The sequence below is a fragment of the Streptomyces sp. NPDC001231 genome (genome assembly GCF_042896885.1).
Classification (GTDB): domain Bacteria; phylum Actinomycetota; class Actinomycetes; order Streptomycetales; family Streptomycetaceae; genus Streptomyces.
Window position 1 is genome coordinate 337,051 of sequence record NZ_JBIAXS010000001.1, and the last position, 16,604, is coordinate 353,654.

Here is a 16,604-nt window from a genome sequence, read left to right on the forward strand (position 1 = left end):
ACGTGGGCGAAGGCCCCCGGAGTCGAGTGATTCCGGGGGCCTTCGTCACCTTCGCGTGGATCCGTCCGCCGGCCGCGCGCTAGCCCTGCGGCAGCCGCTCCAGCTGCGCCGCGATCCGTGTGATGTCCTCCTCTGCCTTGGCCAGCCGCGTACGGATCTTCTCGACCACGTGGTCGGGCGCCTTCGCCAGGAACGCCTCGTTGCCGAGCTTGCCGTTCGCCTGGGCCTTCTCCTTCTCCGCGGCCGCCAGATCCTTCGCCAGCCGCTTGCGCTCGGCGGCGACGTCGATCGCCCCGGACAGGTCCAGCGCCACCTCGACACCCGCGACCGGCAGAGTCGCCGTGGCGGTGAATCCGTCGCCCTCCGGCTGGAGCCGCAGCAGCTGCCGGATGGCCGGCTCGTGCGTGGTCAGCGCAGTGCCGTCCAGGACCAGGCGGGCCGGGACGCGCTGGCCCGGCTGGAGCCCCTGGTCGGCGCGGAACCGGCGCACCTCGGTGATCACGGACTGGAGGGTCTCGATCTCCCGCTCGGCGGCCGCGTCCCGGAAGCCGCTGTCGGTGGGCCACTCGGCGATGACGACGGACTCGCCGCCCGTCAGCGTCGTCCACAGCGTCTCCGTGACGAACGGGACCACCGGGTGCAGCAGCTTCAGCGTGACGTCCAGGACCTCGCCCAGGACGCGCTTGGAGACCTCGGCCGGCTCGCCGCCCGCCTGGAACGTCGTCTTGGACAGCTCGACGTACCAGTCGAAGACCTCGTCCCACGCGAAGTGGAACAGCGTGTCCGAGAGCTTGGCGAACTGGAAGTCCTCGTAGTACGCGTCGACTTCGGCGACGACCGAGTTCAGCCGGGACAGGATCCAGCGGTCGGTCGCCGACATCTTCGAGGCGTCCGGCAGCGGTCCGTCCACCGTCGCGCCGTTCATCAGCGCGAAACGGGTGGCGTTCCAGATCTTGTTGGCGAAGTTGCGCGAGCCCTGGACCCAGTCCTCGCCGATCGGCACGTCGACACCGGGGTTGGCGCCGCGGGCCAGGGTGAACCGGAGGGCGTCGGAGCCGTACTTGTCCATCCAGTCCAGCGGGTTGACCGCGTTGCCGAAGGACTTCGACATCTTCTTGCCGAACTGGTCGCGGACCATGCCGTGCAGGGCGATGGTGTGGAACGGCGGGGTTCCGTCCATCGCGTACAGGCCGAACATCATCATCCGGGCGACCCAGAAGAAGAGGATGTCGTAGCCGGTGACCAGGACGGAGTTCGGGTAGAACTTCGCGAGGCTCTCGGTCCGCTCGGGCCAGCCGAGGGTGGAGAACGGCCACAGGCCGGAGGAGAACCAGGTGTCGAGGACGTCGGTGTCCTGCTTCCAGCCCTCGGCCTCGGTACCGGGCGGCTGCTCGTCGGGTCCGACGCAGACGACCTCGCCGTTCGGCCCGTACCAGACGGGGATCCGGTGGCCCCACCACAACTGCCGCGAGATGCACCAGTCGTGGAGGTTGTCGACCCAGTCGAAGTACCGCTTCTCCATCTCCTGCGGATGGATCTTGACGCGGCCGTCCCGGACGGCGTCGCCGGCGGCCTGTGCCAGCGGGCCGACCTTGACCCACCACTGCATGGACAGGCGCGGCTCGACGGTGGTCTTGCAGCGCGAGCAGTGGCCGACGGAGTGGACGTACGGGCGCTTCTCGGCGACGATCCGGCCCTCGGCGCGCAGTGCGCCGACGATGGCGGAGCGGGCCTCGAAGCGGTCCAGGCCCTGGAAGGGGCCGTGGACGGTGATGACGGCGTGCTCGTCCATCACGGTGATGGCGGGCAGGTCGTGGCGCCGGCCGATCTCGAAGTCGTTCGGGTCGTGGGCCGGGGTGACCTTGACGGCGCCGGTGCCGAACTCGGGGTCGACGTGCTCGTCCGCGACGACCGGGATGGAGCGGTCGGTGAGCGGCAGATTGATGAGCTTGCCGACGAGGTGGCGGTAGCGCTCGTCGTCGGGGTGAACGGCGACGGCGGTGTCACCGAGCATGGTCTCGGCACGGGTGGTGGCGACGACGATGGTGTCGTCCCCGTCGCCGTACTTCATCGAGACGAGCTCGCCGTCGTCGTCCTGGTACTCGACCTCGATGTCGGAGATGGCGGTCAGGCACCGGGGGCACCAGTTGATGATGCGCTCGGCGCGGTAGATGAGTTCGTCGTCGTAGAGCCGCTTGAAGATGGTCTGAACGGCCTGCGACAGCCCTTCGTCCATGGTGAAGCGCTCGCGCGACCAGGCGACGCCGTCGCCGAGGCGGCGCATCTGGCCGGAGATCTGCCCGCCGGACTCGTTCTTCCACTGCCAGACGCGCTCGACGAAGGCCTCGCGCCCGAGGTCGTGCCGGGACCTGCCCTCCTTGCCGAGTTCGCGCTCGACGACGTTCTGGGTGGCGATGCCGGCGTGGTCCATGCCGGGCTGCCAGAGCGTCTCGTGACCCTGCATGCGCTTGCGGCGCGTGAGGGCGTCGATGAGCGTGTGCTCGAAGGCGTGCCCCAGGTGGAGCGAGCCGGTGACGTTCGGCGGCGGGATGACGACGGTGTACGGCGGCTTGTCGCTCTTCTCGTCCGCCTCGAAGTAGCCCCGCTCTACCCAGCGCTCGTACAGCGGCCCCTCTACGTCGGCCGGCGCGTACTGGGTCGGCAGTTCGGTGTCGGGCGCTGGTGTCTGCTGCTGAGCGTTGTCGGTCACGGGGCCAGTTTAGAGGCGTCACGGCGCTGTCCCGAACCGCATTTGTTTCGTAACGGTGGCGACCCCCATGACATGGCATCGCCGTACCTGGGCCAGGATGTCAGGGACACATAAGCATCGGGAGGGGAACCCAGGAAATGAGCAACAACCAGCCGGGCCCGTACGGCGGGCAGCCCCAGCAGCCCGGGCCGTACGGCCAGCCTGGTCCCTACGGCCAGCAGCCGCCGCAGGGACCGCCCCAGCCCGGCTACGGCTACCCCCAGCAGGCCCCTCCCGCCCAGCCGCAGCCCGGGTACGGCTACCCGCAGCAGCCCGCCGCCCCGGGCGTCCCGCCCCAGCCGAACCCCTACGGCCAGCAGCCCCCGTACGGCCAGCCTCCCTACGGCGCCGCCCCGCAGCCCCCGGCCCCCGGTGGCGGCGGCAAGAAGACGGGCCTGATCATCGGCGTGGTGGCGGTCGTCGCGGTGATCGCGGTGGGCGCGTTCTTCGTGATCGGCCTGATCGGCGGGGGGGGCAGCTCGGTGGCGGACGACGGTCCGCACAAGCTGATCACGCCCGCGACGGTTCTCGACGGCCAGTACAAGAAGGCCGAGGACTCCGGGAACGACGGCATGTCCAAGTCGGACCTGAAGGACGCCGAGAGCTGGGGGGTGAAGAACCCGAAGGACGTCAGCGCCAATTACCAGTCCGGGGACAAGAGCAACCCGCTCGCCCTGAAGCAGATCACCTTCGGCGGCGTCTACGGCACCATCGACGACCCTGAGAAGGCCGTCGACAACATGTTCGCGGACATGAAGAAGAACGCCGAGAAGGAGAAGAGCGACGGCGGAGAGCTCCTCGGCAGCCCGAAGGCGTACAGCCCGAGCGGCCTCGACGGCGCCGTCCTCAAGTGCCAGGAGATCAAGGTCGACCTGGGCTCGTCGGGCGGCACGGCCGGCGCCCCCAAGGACATGACGATGCCGGTCTGCATCTGGGGTGACCACAGCACCCTCGGACTGGTGATGCCGGTCGACTTCGCGTCCGCCATGACCGGCAAGGCGAGCAGCCCCGAGGACGCGGCCGCGACCGCGGCCAAGCTCCGCAAGGACGTGCGCGTCAAGGCCTGACGCCGGCACCCGGCAGACGAGGAAGGGGCCCCGGTCGGTCGACCAGGGCCCCTTCCTCGTTCGTGCGGATTCCTCGTTCCCGCGCGGCCGTTACGCCGTCTTCTGCTCGCCCGGACCGCGGCCGCGCGCGTCGCGCGGGATCAGGGTCGGGTTGACGTTGGAGAGGACGACGTCGGCCGTGATGACCACCCGGGCCACGTCCTTGCGGGACGGGACCTCGTACATCACGCCCTGGAGCACCTCCTCCATGATGGCGCGCAGACCGCGGGCGCCGGTCTGGCGGAGGATGGCCTGGTCGGCGATGGCCTCCAGGGCCTCGCGCTCGAAGTCCAGCTCCACGCCGTCGAGTTCGAACAGGCGCTGGTACTGCTTGACCAGGGCGTTGCGCGGCTCGACCAGGATCTTCAGGAGCGCCTCGCGGTCCAGGTTGTGGACCGAGGTGATCACCGGCAGGCGGCCGATGAACTCCGGGATCATGCCGAACTTGACCAGGTCCTCGGGCATGACGTCCTCGAACTGGTCCTTGGTCTCCAGCTCCCGCTTGGAACGGATCGTCGCGCCGAAGCCGATGCCCTTGGCGCCCGCCCGGCCTTCGATGATCTTCTCCAGGCCCGCGAAGGCACCGCCCACGATGAACAGGACGTTCGTCGTGTCGATCTGGATGAACTCCTGGTGGGGGTGCTTGCGGCCGCCCTGGGGCGGAACCGAGGCCGTGGTCCCCTCGAGGATCTTCAGCAGGGCCTGCTGGACGCCCTCGCCCGACACATCCCGCGTGATGGACGGGTTTTCACTCTTCCGCGCGACCTTGTCGATCTCGTCGATGTAGATGATCCCGGTCTCGGCCTTCTTGACGTCGTAGTCGGCCGCCTGGATCAGCTTCAGCAGGATGTTCTCGACGTCCTCGCCGACGTACCCCGCCTCCGTCAGCGCCGTGGCGTCGGCGATGGCGAACGGGACGTTCAGCATGCGGGCCAGCGTCTGGGCCAGCAGGGTCTTGCCGGAGCCCGTGGGGCCCAGCAGAAGGATGTTGGACTTGGCGAGCTCGATGCCGTCGTCACGGCCCTGCGCGCCGCCGTTCTCGCCGGCCTGGACGCGCTTGTAGTGGTTGTACACCGCGACGGACAGGGCTTTCTTCGCGGCCTCCTGGCCGACGACGTACCCGTCCAGGAACTCGTAGATCTCGCGGGGCTTGGGCAGTTCCTCCCAGCGCACCTCGCTGGTCTCCGCGAGTTCCTCCTCGATGATCTCGTTGCAGAGATCGATGCACTCGTCGCAGATGTACACACCGGGCCCTGCGATGAGCTTCTTGACCTGCTTCTGGCTCTTGCCGCAGAACGAGCACTTGAGCAGATCGCCGCCGTCACCGATGCGTGCCACGGTGTGCTTCCCCTTCGCCTGGGAGACGCCTACGTCCAGCGGCTCCTGGTGCTGCCTTATGTCGACGGTACCTTGCCGGGCCCCTCGTTCGGGCCCCCCTTGGCACGGTTCGCTTTGACGTGCACCGTGCCAAGGAGTGGCAGACGATACTGCCTCCCGTCAGCGGACGGACGCGTTGTTCATCTTCCGGGTCGAGATGATCTGGTCGATCAGCCCGTACGACAGAGCCTCCTCGGCCGTGAGGATCTTGTCGCGCTCGATGTCCTCACGGATCTTCTCGATCGGCGTGCTGGAGTGCTTGGCCAGCATCTCCTCCAGCTGCGAACGCATCCGGAGGATCTCGTTGGCGGCGATCTCCAGGTCGGAGACCTGACCGCGGCCGGTCTCGCTGTACGGCTGGTGGATCAGCACCCGGGCGTTGGGCAGCGCCATGCGCTTGCCCGGCGTGCCCGCGGCCAGCAGGACGGCGGCGGCCGAGGCGGCCTGGCCCATGCACACGGTCTGGATGTCGGGCTTCACGAACTGCATGGTGTCGTAAATGGCGGTCAGCGCCGTGAAGGAACCGCCGGGGCTGTTGATGTAGACCGAGATGTCCCGGTCGGGGTCCATCGACTCCAGGCACAGCAGCTGCGCCATGACGTCGTTGGCGGAGGCGTCGTCGATCTGGACGCCGAGGAAGATCACACGCTCCTCGAAGAGCTTCGCGTACGGGTCGTACTCGCGGATGCCCTGGGAGGTGCGCTCCACGAAGCGCGGGATGACATAGCGGGACTCGGCCGTGGGGCCGGTGTACTCGGCACGCGTACGGTCGTAGAGGCCGCTGCCGGGGAAGTCGTTCACGGTGTCTCCTGGAAAAGGGCTGGGCGGTCGGCTGGGGCTGGCTGGGCTGCGCGGAGGTCTCGGACACCCGCACGGGGCCGGGAACTCCGCGGGAGCGGCTCAGAGGGCCTCGTGGGCCCCGTGGGAGCGGCTCAGGCCCCGGTGCCGCCGCCGCCCGGCATGCCGGCGGCCGAGGTGATGACGTCGTCGATGAGGCCGTACTCCTTGGCCTCGTGGGCGTCGAACCAGCGGTCGCGGTCGGAGTCGCGGGTGATCTGCTCGACCGACTGGCCGGTGTGGAAGGAGGTCAGCTCGGCCATGCGCTTCTTGGTGTGGAGCAGCCGCTCGGCGTGAATCTTGATGTCCGAGGCCGAGCCGGCCAGACCGGCGGAGGGCTGGTGGATCAGGATCTCGGCGTTCGGCAGCGCGAAGCGCTTGCCGGGGGTGCCCGCGCTGAGCAGGAACTGGCCCATCGAGGCCGCGAGGCCCATGGCGATGGTCACCACGTCGTTCTTGATGTACTGCATGGTGTCGTAGATCGCCATGCCGGCCGTGATCGAGCCGCCGGGGCTGTTGATGTACAGGTAGATGTCCTTGTCCGGGTCCGCGGCAAGGAGCAGCAGCTGTGCGGTGATCTTGTTCGCGATGTCGTCGTCGACCGGCTGGCCGAGGAAGATGATCCGCTCGTTGAGCAGCCGGTTGTAGACCTGGTCGCCGAGGCCACCACCGATGGAAGGCTCGCCGGCGGCGGAGGGCATCAGATTCGTCACGTATCCACCTGCTCGTCTTACGACGGCGCCGGGCCGTCTCACGTGTTCCTGCCAGGGGCTGGGGACTCCCCTGCCCCCGTACTCATGGACCCTAACGCGCGGCCCCCTTCGGCGAATCCCGCTGAGGGGAGTGTTCGCCGGGGGCGTAGCGCGCGGCCTTCGGAAAAGCGAACGGGCCCCAGGTCACCAACGTACCCGGGGCCCGCCCTCCGCGCGCATCCGTATGCCGTACGGATCAGGCCTCGGCCTTCTCCTCGCCCTCGCCCTCGGCGGCGGCGTCGGCGGTCTCCGCCTCGTCCTCTTCGTCGTCCAGGTCGACGATCTCGCCGTTGGTGTCCTTCACGGTCGCGGCCTCGACCACGACGGCCAGGGCCTTGCCGCGGGCGACCTCGCCGACCAGCAGCGGAACCTGGTTCTGCTCGACGACCGCCTGGGCGAACTGGTCGGGGGACATGCCGGAAGAGGCGGCGCGCCGCATGAGGTGCTCGGTGAGCTCCTCCTGGTTGACGTTGAGCTTCTCCGTCTTGACCAGCTCGTCGAGGACGAACTGGGTCTTGATGCCCTTGACCGCGGCGTCGCGGGTCTCGGTCTCGAACTCCTCGGCGGTCTTGCCCTGGATCTCCAGGTACTTGTCGAGGGTCAGGCCCATCTGGCCGAGCTGGTGGTGCTCCAGGTTGTGCTTGCGGGTGTTGATCTCGTCCTCGAGCAGCTTCTCGGGGACCGGGACCTCGACCAGCTCGAGCAGCTTGTCCAGGACGCGCTCCTGGGCCTGCGTGGCCTGGTCGTACTGCTTCATGTTCTCCAGGCGCTTGCGGCTGTCCGCGCGCAGCTCCTCGAGGGTGTCGAACTCCGAGGCGAGCTGCGCGAAGTCGTCGTCCAGCTCGGGCAGTTCGCGCGCGGCGACCTGGGTGACCTTGACGGAGACCTCGGCCTCCTTGCCGGCCGCGGAGCCGCCCTTGAGCTCGGAGGTGAAGGTGGCCTCGCCACCGGCCTCCAGCCCCTTCACGGCGTCGTCGATGCCGTCCAGCAGCTCGCCGGAGCCGATGGTGTAGGAGACGCCGTTGGCCACGCCGTCCTCGAGGACCTCGCCGTCGACCTTGGCCTCCAGGTCGATGGTGACCACGTCGCCGTCCTCGGCGGCGCGCTCGACCGGGCTCGTCGAGGCGAAGCGCTCGCGCAGCTGCTCGACGGCCTTGTCGACGTCCTCGTCGCTGACCTCGACGGCCTCGACCTCGACCTCGATGCCGGAGTAGTCCGGGATCTCGATGGCCGGGCGGACGTCGACCTCGGCGGTGAAGTTCAGTGTCTCGCCGTCCTTCAGCTCGGTGATGTCGACCTCGGGCTGGCCCAGCGGGTTCAGCTCCGCCTCGTTGACCGCCTCGGTGTAGAACTTCGGCAGCGCGTCGTTGACGGCCTCCTCCAGAACCGCACCGCGGCCGAACCGCTGGTCGATGACGCGGGCCGGGATCTTGCCCTTGCGGAAGCCCTTCACCGTGACCTGCTGGTTGATCTTCTTGTACGCCGCGTCGAGGCTGTCCTTGAGCTCCTCGAAGGGCACCTCGACAGTGAGCCGAACCCGGGTCGGGTTCAGGGTCTCCACGGCGCTCTTCACGGTTCGGTCTCCTTGTGGCTGACTGCTTGGATTCTGCCGGGGCCAGACGGGTCCGGCGGATTTCGCCCCGCCCGGAGGAGTTCGCAGGCCCAGCAGGACCGGACACACGGGCGCGCAGTTTGCATAGTAACCGCAGCCACTCCGCGCCCCCAAAGGCGATCACGCGTGGTGACGCCGACCGGCGGCCGGCGGATGGTCGGGGTGGCGGGATTTGAACCCACGGCCTTCCGCTCCCAAAGCGGACGCGCTACCAAGCTGCGCCACACCCCGTCTGGTGCGACAGGTAGGGTACATGCCCGCAGGCAGTGCGGACGCCGCATTCCACGACCACCGGGAACGCGCCGGGCGCGAACGCGGTACGGCAGTGGCTCGCGGGGACCTCGCGGGAACGGAGTGTGCGTACACGGCACACGACCCGCTACGATGCCTTGTGTGCCGCGGTCGGCAGACCAGCGGCGCCTTGTGTGCGGGCGTAGCTCAATGGTAGAGCCCCAGTCTTCCAAACTGGCTACGCGGGTTCGATTCCCGTCGCCCGCTCCAGATGATTCAGGGCCAGGTCAGAGGACGTTTCCTCGGCCTGGCCCTGATCGTTTCCGGGGGTCGCGATCAGTCCGCGGTGTCCCCCGCGTGCCCCTTGCGCTTCCGCCCCTTGTCGACGAGGCCGCTCAACGCGTCAGCGATCAACCGGTCACGGTCGGCGCCCGCGTGCTGGTGGATCAGCGCGGCCCGCGCGGTGCTGTGGCCCATGCGCGCCATCAGCTCCCGCGTGCCGGCCCCGGTCGAGGCCGCGAGGGTGTTGCCGGTGTGCCGAAGATCATGGAAGTGCAGGCCCTTGATCCCGACTTGACCACACGCCTCGCGCCACACGCGGTTGAAGTGGTTCCAGCGAGCAGTCGCGTCCTCGGCACCGACGAACACGCGCCCGTCCGAGCCCGGTTCGGCGTACCGCGCCAGGTGACCGCGGATGTCCGGGACGATCGCGGCGGGAATGGACACCGTCCGCTTGCCCGCAGCGCTCTTGGGCGCCTTGATCTCGCGTTGCCCGTCGTCGAGTTCGGCGACGGCACGACGGACGCGCACGGCGCCGTGGTCGAGGTCGAGGTCACGGCGGCGCAGGCCGAGGAAGCCGGCCCGGTGCGCTCGGTAGTCGTTGCGAAAAGAGCAGGTCAGAGAGGTCTCATCACCCGTGACCCCGCCATGGCGGCGGGAACTTGTGGCGGGGCCTCGTATGAAACGTGAAGCAGCACGGTTCACGCATTCGGCTCAGTCGAGCGGTCGCACGAACACGACCTGTGGTGACCTGGTTACACATCGCGAGGCGGATCGGCGAGAGCGCCGCTCGAGGACGGGTCCCGGCGCCAGGGTCGACGATCGCGGCCCCACCCTCCATCCCCACAAGTCCCGTGTCCCGCGCGGGCGGAAGCGAAGGCTGGCGATGAACGCTGACCCGACCAGTGACCGAATACTTCGGCGCAGGCTCCGCGGCGCGCTTGCGGTGCTGAGCGCCTGCGGGCTGCTGCTGACCTCGTGCATGGCCACCCACCTGCGGCTGAGCCCGGCACATACCCCTGCCGGAACGGAGGCCACCGCCGCCGTCCCGGCAGGTCTGCTGCGCTATTACCAGCAGCAGCTGGACTGGAAGCCCTGCCCTGACAAACCGGCCTTCCAGTGCACGACCCTGAAGGCGCCGCTGGACTACGCCCACCCCGACGCGGGCGACATCACGCTGGCGGCCACCCGCAAACGGGCCACCGGGACCGGCGCGCAACGGATCGGCTCCCTGCTGTACAACCCCGGTGGTCCGGGCTTCCCGGCCATCACCGGACTGTGGGCCGCCGCTGATACCTTCTCGCCATCGGTGCGCGCCGCCTACGACCTGGTCGCGGTCGACCCGCGCGGGGTCGGCGGCAGCACCCCGGTGGACTGCGACACCGGCACGGCCCTGGCCCTCCCCAAGGCTGGTGTGATCGCCACCGCCGGGAAACCGGACTTCGGGGGCGTGGACGCGTTGAACGCAAAGATCGCCGATGCGTGCCGACTGCACTCCGGACGGCTGCTGCCCCACGTCGGCACCCTGGAAGCGGCACGGGACTTGGACCTCATGCGCGCCCTCGCCGGAGACGAACGGCTGCACTTCCTCGGCCTCTCCTACGGCACCTACCTCGGGGCCACCTATGCCGAACTCTTCCCCTCCCGTGTGGGCCGCATGGTCCTGGACGGAGCCGTAGACCCCGCCATCAACGGCTACCACCGCTTCCTGGACGCCGCGCACGGACACCAGGTCGCCTGGGAGTCCTTCGCCGCCGACTGCGCCGCCCGCACCGACTGCCCCGTCGGCCGCTCCGTCGAGAAAGCCAACCGCACCCTCGACGCCCTGGTGGCCGCCCTCGACCAGAACCCGCTCCAGCCAGGCAAGGACATCACCTTCACAGGGCAATCCCTCCTGGCTGTTGTCGCGATAGCGCTGCGGGCGCCCGCGTGGGAGGACCTGCGCGTGTTGCTGAGCGAGGTGACGCACCGCGACACCACCGGGCTGCAGAAACTCTTCGCCGCGGACCAGAAAGGCTCCGTCTTCGGCGAATTGGGTTTTACGGCGGTCAACTGCCTCAGCGCCCCGCTCGGCCCGCGGTTCACCCCCGCGCAGGCTGAGGCGGCACTTCCCGAGTTCGTCCGTGTCTCAACCCAGTTCGGGGCGTTCTACTCCACTTTCCTCCAGGGGTGCGCGCACTGGCCGGTCGGGCCGACCCAGTCCTCGCATCGCATCACCGCACCCGGCACCCCGCCGATCCTGGTCGTCGGCACCACCCGCGACCCGGCCACGCCCTACGCCTGGGCCCAGGCGCTCGCCCGCCAGCTCTCCTCGGGCCGCCTCCTCACCCGGAACGGCGACGGCCACACGGCCTTCTTCCAGAGCAGCACCTGCGTCCACACCACCATCGACCGCTACCTGCTGAGCGGTCGGCTCCCGCCCGTGGGCACCGTCTGCACCTGACGCAGGGGCAGGAAGCGAGTCTCGAAGATCGGGGCCCATCGGGCCATTGCGGACTCGTCTGAGAGGCGGAGAGTCCGCCGCGTGCCCGCCGCGTTCCCGATGCCGCGGGATGTGCCGGGGACTCACGGGGAACAGTGAACGCGGGTTCGATTCCCGTCGCCCGCTCTGTACGGCTCAGGGCCAGGTCGGAGGGTGTTTCCTCCGACCTGGCCCTGATCGTTTCCGCGAGCACGGACGGCGCGCGTCCCATCCCGCCGGGTCAGCGGCACGTCACCTGCCCGTCAGAAGCTGATCGAGTTGATCGTGTGCGCTATCGAGTTCAGGAAGCGGTTGATCGACGGCGCCATTCCGGTGGAGGCGAGGAAGAAGCCGAAGAGTATGGCGACGATGGCCGGGCCCGCCTTGATGGAGCCCCCTCGGAGCAGCACCACCAGGATGATCGCCAACATCAGCACCACTGACAGTGAAATGGCCACAACTGATCACACCCTCGGTCGGTCGCTCTCCCGGCCCGCGGACGCCAGCCCCGCGCACCCCGCTGGAACCATCGTGCCACCAACCAGGCTCCCCCATGCGGCGGCTGACGCATCATCGGCCAAACCTTCGCTCCCGGGATCGCGCCCCTTGGGGCGGGACGCTTCTCCGACCGTGATCCGTACGGCAATTCGGCGCCGTTCGCCGCACCGCCTCCACAGGGAATTCAACGAGATCTTTTACACGCCTGCACATTATGTTCGCAAGGAATTCGAATCGTCGCCCAGAACGTGAACCCGTGCGCCAACTCATCAGGATGAGTCCGGACATTGGGGGTGCGACTTCCCGCACGACGGGCATGTGAGATGTGTCGACCATCACCCGTGAAGGCATGCCGACTTCGCCGAATACGGGGTAGCCGCAGCGAATAACCGACGTATGACGTCGGTGCTTTTACGGAACCCCGCGGACAACACTAGGGTGCCTCAGATGTTCCACGCTGCCTCGTCCCCCGGTCAGAACAGAACGCCGCTCCCTCCGGCACAGTCGCCGGCCCCTGCGGTACCGAGTCCGCGCCGATCGGGCGAGTCGGACGGAAGACCGGCCAAACAGCGCGACGCGTTCTTCGACAACGCCAAATACCTGGCGATCGTGCTGGTGGCAGCGGGTCACTCCTGGGCGCCGCTCATGGACGACAGCCGCGTCCTGCGAGGCCTGTACATGTTCGTGTACACCTTCCACATGCCGGCCTTCATCGTCATCTCCGGCTACTTCTCGCGCAGTTTCGACGCCAGGCCCGACCGGCTCAAGCGGCTGATCACCGGTGTCGCGGTTCCGTACGTCGTCTTCGAGACCGCCCTCTCCCTCTTCAAGCGCTACGCCGGCCACAGCCCCGAACAGGACATCAGCCTCCTCGACCCCTGGTACCTGACCTGGTTCCTGTGCGCCCTGTTCATCTGGCGGCTGACCGCCCCCATCTGGAAGCTGGTCCGCCGGCCGCTGCCGCTCGCGCTCGTCATCGCCATGCTGGCGTCGGCCGGCTCGTCCATCGGCGACGACCTGGACCTTCAGCGGGTGCTGCAGTTCCTGCCGTTCTTCGTGCTGGGGCTGTCGCTGAAGGCCGAGCACTTCCGGCTGGTGCGCCGCCGTTCGGTGCGGATCGCGGCGGTGCCGGTGTTCGCGGCGGCGCTGGTCACCGCCTGGTGGGCGGCGCCGCGGATGAACTCCTCCTGGTTCTACCACCGTGACGCCGCGCAGGATCTGGGCGCGCCCTGGTGGGCCGGCCCGGTGATGACGCTGGCGCTTTTCGGCTGCTCGCTGGTGCTGACCGCCTGTTTCTTCGCCTGGGTGCCGGGCCGGCGGATGTGGTTCACGGCGCTCGGCGCGGGCACGCTGTACGGCTACCTGCTGCACGGCTTCGTCATCAAGGGCGCCGGGTTCCAGGGCTGGTTCGACCACGCCTGGCTGCACCGTCCGCTCGGCGAGATCCTCGTCACCGTCCTGGCGGCGACGGTCGTCACCCTGCTGTGCACGCGCCCCGTGCGGCGGGTCTTCCGCTGCGTCATGGAGCCCGAGATGAAGTGGGCCTTCCGGCAGGACGCGGGCGAGCAGGCCCGCGAGCGCCGGGGGGCACAGTGGCCGCAGTGGGAGAAGGCCGGCTCGGTCAGCGCCTGAGAGGGCCGGCCGGGAGCCCGAGAAGTGCGCGCATCCGTGCGTACTTCCCGGTCAGCCGGGTGCGGGTGGCCTCGTCGAGGACCGCGAGGCGGACCGGGTCGGCGTTGTGCGCCAGGTCCGCCTCCTTCACCAGCAGTGCGCCGGGCGTGGCGAGGATCCGCCGCGCGTACGCCTCCGGGTCCTCCCCCGCCCGCTTGGTGACCGCCAGCACGATGTCCTTCGTACGGCGGCTCAGCGCGGCCTCGCGCAGCCACCCTTCGGACAGGGCGCCGTCCTCCACGGAATCGTGCAGCCAGGCCGCCGCGATCTGCTCGCCGTCGCCGCCCCGGGCCCGTACGCCCTCGGCGACGGCCCGCAGGTGCTCTGTGTAGGGCCGGCCCGCCTTGTCGGTCTGCCCCTGGTGAGCGGCCCTGGCGACGGTCTCGACCTCGGCCAGGGACATGGTGCGCGGGGTGCGGGGCGTGTCGGTCACCTGCCCAGTGTGTCAGCGTGCCGCCAGGGCCGTGGGGCCCTCGCGGCAGATCAGGAGCAGGGCGCGGTCGTCGTTGACGTCCTTCGCCACCGCTTCGATCAGGTGCCAGGCGGCGCCGTGAAAGCCGCCGGCGACATAGCGGTCGGCCTCGCCGGTGAGGCGGTCGATGCCCTCGACGATGTCGCGGTCGGACGTCTCCACCAGGCCGTCGGTGAACAGCATCAGGACGTCCCCGGCGCGCAGGGAGCCCTTGACGGGGTCGAACTGGGCGCCGTCGTACACGCCGAGGAGCGGGCCCTCGGCGGCCTTCTCCTCCCAGCGGCCGCTGCCCGCACTGAGCTGGAGGCCCGGCGGGTGCCCCGCGGAGTACAGCTCGTAGTCGCCGGAGTCCAGGTCCAGCACCAGATGGATGGAGGTCGCGAAGCCCTCGTCCCAGTCCTGGCGCAGCAGGTAGCCGTTGGCGGCGGGCAGGAACGCGTGCGGGGGCAGGCTGCCGAGCAGACCGCCGAACGCGCCCGACAGCAGCAGTGCCCGCGAGCCCGCGTCCATGCCCTTGCCGGACACGTCCGTGAGCACGACCTCCAGGGTGCGGCCGCCGTTCGTACGGGCGGCGACCACGAAGTCGCCGGAGAAGGACTGGCCGCCGGCCGGGCGCAGCGCCATCTCGTGGTGCCAGCTTCCGGGCAGTTGCGGCAACTTGCTCTGGACGCGGATGCGTTCGCGCAGGTCGAACAGCATGGTGCCGCCGCGCCGCCAGGGCACGCCGACCCGGCTGCGGAACTGGGCGATGAGCAGCCCGAAGAAGCCGCAGGCGGCCACCACGAGCACCACGCCCGGGGTCACCCGGGACGGGCCCTCGGTGTACGGTCCGAGCCGCACCGACTCCACGATCAGCGCCGTGGCCGCGGCGGCGTACAGGCCGAGCAGGCTCGCCGGGCGCAGCAGCAGCCCGCCGGCGACGATGGGCAGCACCAGCGCGACCGGGGAGAACCACACCGAGTTGGCGAGCGTCAGCAGCAGGATCAGCGGGATGGTCAGCAGCAGACCGCCGAGCGCGATCCAGTCCGAGCCGTCCCCGCGGAAGTAGTCGACGGCGGCTCTGCGCACGCCGACGCGGGCCCGGTGCCACTGCATCTTCAACCGGGCCGTGAACGTCTCGGCTTCCGCGCGCCGCTGTCGTCCTGCTGCCATTAGTTGGGGACCCTATCCATCGGACCTGACGCTTGGCACGGGAGGTCCCACTTGTCCCCCGTCCGAGGCTCGGATTCACAGTGAACTTCACCGGCGGCCGTCTCGCTGCCACCTGGGCGAAATTCGTTCGCCCGTTCCGTGGCGCGCTGGTAGGCATGGCGCATGGCGACTGAGCGTGCGACCGAGCCGAGGGTGCTGCGGCGGGACGAGTGGGACCGCTGGTACGACAACCTGATCCGCGCCTTCGGAGGGGTCCCGGAGCCGGCCGAGGAGCGGGAGGCCTGGGACTCCCTCACCGAGCCGGACCGTTCCCTGGGTGTCTGGGACGGGGACATGTGCGTGGGCACGGCGGGGGCGTTCCGCTTCCGGATCACCGTGCCGGGCGGCGACTCGCTGCCGGCGGCCGGCATCACGATGGTGAGCGTGGCCGCCACGCACCGGCGGCGCGGCGTGCTGACGTCGATGATGCGTCGGCAGCTGGACGATGTGCGCGCCTGGGGCGAGCCGCTGGCGGTGCTGACCGCCTCCGAGCCGGCGATCTACGGCCGCTTCGGGTACGGCGCGGCGACCTTCCAGCTCAGCGCCGAGATCGACACCGACCGGGCCGGTCTGACGGTCCCGGCCGGCACGGACGACGTACGCCTGCGGTACGCGGCGCCCGCCGACGTGCTGGACGACTGCGAGGCGGTGTACGCGCGGCTGGTGCCCGGCCGGCCCGGGATGCTGGCCCGGCAGCCCGGCTGGGAGCGGCTGGCGCTGATCGACCCGGAGAGCGCACGGGACGGCGCCTCGCCGCTGCAGTGCGTGGTCGCCGAGCGGGCGGGCGAGGTCACGGGGTACGCCCGCTATCGCGTCAAGCCCGGCTGGGGTGTCGGCGGGCACGAGGGCACGGTGCTCCTGAACGACCTGGCCGCGCTGGACCCGGAGAGCGACGCGGCCCTGTGGCGTTTCCTGTTCGGCATCGACCTGACCTCGACGCTGATCGTGCGGGAGCGGCCGGTCGACGACGCCTGGCAGTACCTGGTGTCCGACATCCGGCGGTGCCGGCCGCGGCTGCGGGACGTGCTGTACGTACGGCTCGTGGACGTGGGCGCCGCGCTCGCCGCGCGGACCTACCAGACGCCGGTGGACGTGGTGTTGGAGGTCGCGGACGACTTCTGCCCCTGGAACGCCGGGCGGTGGCGGCTGACCGGAGACGCGAAGGGGGCGTCCTGCGAGCGGACCTCGGACGCGGCGGACCTCTCCTTGTCCGTACGGGAGTTGGGGGCGGCGTACCTCGGCGGCGTGCCGTTGTCCGGGCTGGCGGCGGCCGGGCGGGTACGGGAGCTGCGGCGCGGGGCGCTGTCCGAGGCGTCGGTGGCGTTCGGCTCGGCGGTGGCGCCGTGGCTGCCGCACGGATTCTGAGAC

General features: G+C 69.7%; 13 protein-coding genes and 2 tRNA genes. 5 read left to right on the forward strand and 10 right to left on the reverse strand.

Annotated elements, in window-relative coordinates:
• Window positions 1-79: 79 nt before the first annotated feature.
• On the reverse strand, window positions 80-2,710 hold the full coding sequence (locus tag ACFY3J_RS01475; protein ID WP_390839781.1) for a valine--tRNA ligase: 2,631 nt from the start codon (window positions 2,708-2,710) through the stop codon (window positions 80-82).
• 137 nt (window positions 2,711-2,847) lie between these two features.
• Between ACFY3J_RS01475 and ACFY3J_RS01480 the strand changes: the two genes are divergently transcribed.
• Window positions 2,848-3,816, forward strand: coding sequence for a hypothetical protein (locus tag ACFY3J_RS01480; protein WP_384173002.1), 969 nt, complete (start codon window positions 2,848-2,850; stop codon window positions 3,814-3,816).
• Between the two features lie 90 nt (window positions 3,817-3,906).
• Here ACFY3J_RS01480 and clpX read toward each other — a convergent pair whose 3' ends face one another.
• From clpX to ACFY3J_RS01505, 5 genes are all read right to left on the reverse strand, one after another.
• Window positions 3,907-5,193: an ATP-dependent Clp protease ATP-binding subunit ClpX gene (gene clpX / locus ACFY3J_RS01485; RefSeq protein WP_100566838.1), complete on the reverse strand. Its 1,287-nt coding sequence runs from the start codon at window positions 5,191-5,193 to the stop codon at window positions 3,907-3,909.
• A 159-nt stretch (window positions 5,194-5,352) separates the two neighbouring features.
• Window positions 5,353-6,033: an ATP-dependent Clp protease proteolytic subunit gene (locus tag ACFY3J_RS01490; RefSeq protein ID WP_361408447.1), complete on the reverse strand. Its 681-nt coding sequence runs from the start codon at window positions 6,031-6,033 to the stop codon at window positions 5,353-5,355.
• 131 nt (window positions 6,034-6,164) lie between these two features.
• On the reverse strand, window positions 6,165-6,770 hold the full coding sequence (locus tag ACFY3J_RS01495; RefSeq protein ID WP_172633231.1) for an ATP-dependent Clp protease proteolytic subunit: 606 nt from the start codon (window positions 6,768-6,770) through the stop codon (window positions 6,165-6,167).
• A gap of 247 nt (window positions 6,771-7,017) precedes the next feature.
• Window positions 7,018-8,394, reverse strand: a complete 1,377-nt coding sequence (gene tig / locus ACFY3J_RS01500; RefSeq protein ID WP_384172998.1) for a trigger factor — start codon at window positions 8,392-8,394, stop codon at window positions 7,018-7,020.
• 193 nt (window positions 8,395-8,587) lie between these two features.
• Window positions 8,588-8,664, reverse strand: a tRNA-Pro gene (locus ACFY3J_RS01505).
• 196 nt (window positions 8,665-8,860) lie between these two features.
• Between ACFY3J_RS01505 and ACFY3J_RS01510 the strand changes: the two genes are divergently transcribed.
• Window positions 8,861-8,934: transfer RNA gene (locus ACFY3J_RS01510), tRNA-Gly, on the forward strand.
• A gap of 66 nt (window positions 8,935-9,000) precedes the next feature.
• On the opposite strand, the gene ACFY3J_RS01515 is transcribed toward ACFY3J_RS01510, so the two are convergent.
• Complete coding sequence (locus tag ACFY3J_RS01515; protein ID WP_390839783.1) at window positions 9,001-9,648, reverse strand: tyrosine-type recombinase/integrase; 648 nt, start codon at window positions 9,646-9,648, stop codon at window positions 9,001-9,003.
• A 181-nt stretch (window positions 9,649-9,829) separates the two neighbouring features.
• Between ACFY3J_RS01515 and ACFY3J_RS01520 the strand changes: the two genes are divergently transcribed.
• A complete protein-coding gene (locus ACFY3J_RS01520) occupies window positions 9,830-11,386 on the forward strand; it encodes an alpha/beta hydrolase (protein WP_390839785.1) in 1,557 nt (518 codons plus the stop codon).
• A gap of 281 nt (window positions 11,387-11,667) precedes the next feature.
• On the opposite strand, the gene ACFY3J_RS01525 is transcribed toward ACFY3J_RS01520, so the two are convergent.
• Window positions 11,668-11,862 (reverse strand): hypothetical protein, encoded by a 195-nt coding sequence (locus tag ACFY3J_RS01525; protein ID WP_365417378.1) that lies wholly within the window; start codon window positions 11,860-11,862, stop codon window positions 11,668-11,670.
• Window positions 11,863-12,349: 487 nt separating this feature from the next.
• On the opposite strand from ACFY3J_RS01525, the gene ACFY3J_RS01530 reads away from it, so the two are divergent.
• Window positions 12,350-13,534: an acyltransferase family protein gene (locus ACFY3J_RS01530; RefSeq protein ID WP_384172988.1), complete on the forward strand. Its 1,185-nt coding sequence runs from the start codon at window positions 12,350-12,352 to the stop codon at window positions 13,532-13,534.
• Here ACFY3J_RS01530 and ACFY3J_RS01535 read toward each other — a convergent pair.
• Both ACFY3J_RS01535 and ACFY3J_RS01540 read right to left on the reverse strand, forming a co-directional pair.
• Window positions 13,524-13,976 (reverse strand): HD domain-containing protein, encoded by a 453-nt coding sequence (locus ACFY3J_RS01535; protein ID WP_384174073.1) that lies wholly within the window; start codon window positions 13,974-13,976, stop codon window positions 13,524-13,526. The two genes, ACFY3J_RS01530 and ACFY3J_RS01535, sit on opposite strands and share 11 nt — an antisense overlap.
• Window positions 13,977-14,018: 42 nt before the next feature.
• A complete protein-coding gene (locus ACFY3J_RS01540) occupies window positions 14,019-15,197 on the reverse strand; it encodes a PP2C family protein-serine/threonine phosphatase (protein WP_384172985.1) in 1,179 nt (392 codons plus the stop codon).
• Between the two features lie 162 nt (window positions 15,198-15,359).
• Between ACFY3J_RS01540 and ACFY3J_RS01545 the strand changes: the two genes are divergently transcribed.
• Window positions 15,360-16,601, forward strand: coding sequence for a GNAT family N-acetyltransferase (locus ACFY3J_RS01545; RefSeq protein ID WP_384172982.1), 1,242 nt, complete (start codon window positions 15,360-15,362; stop codon window positions 16,599-16,601).
• Window positions 16,602-16,604: the final 3 nt, after the last annotated feature.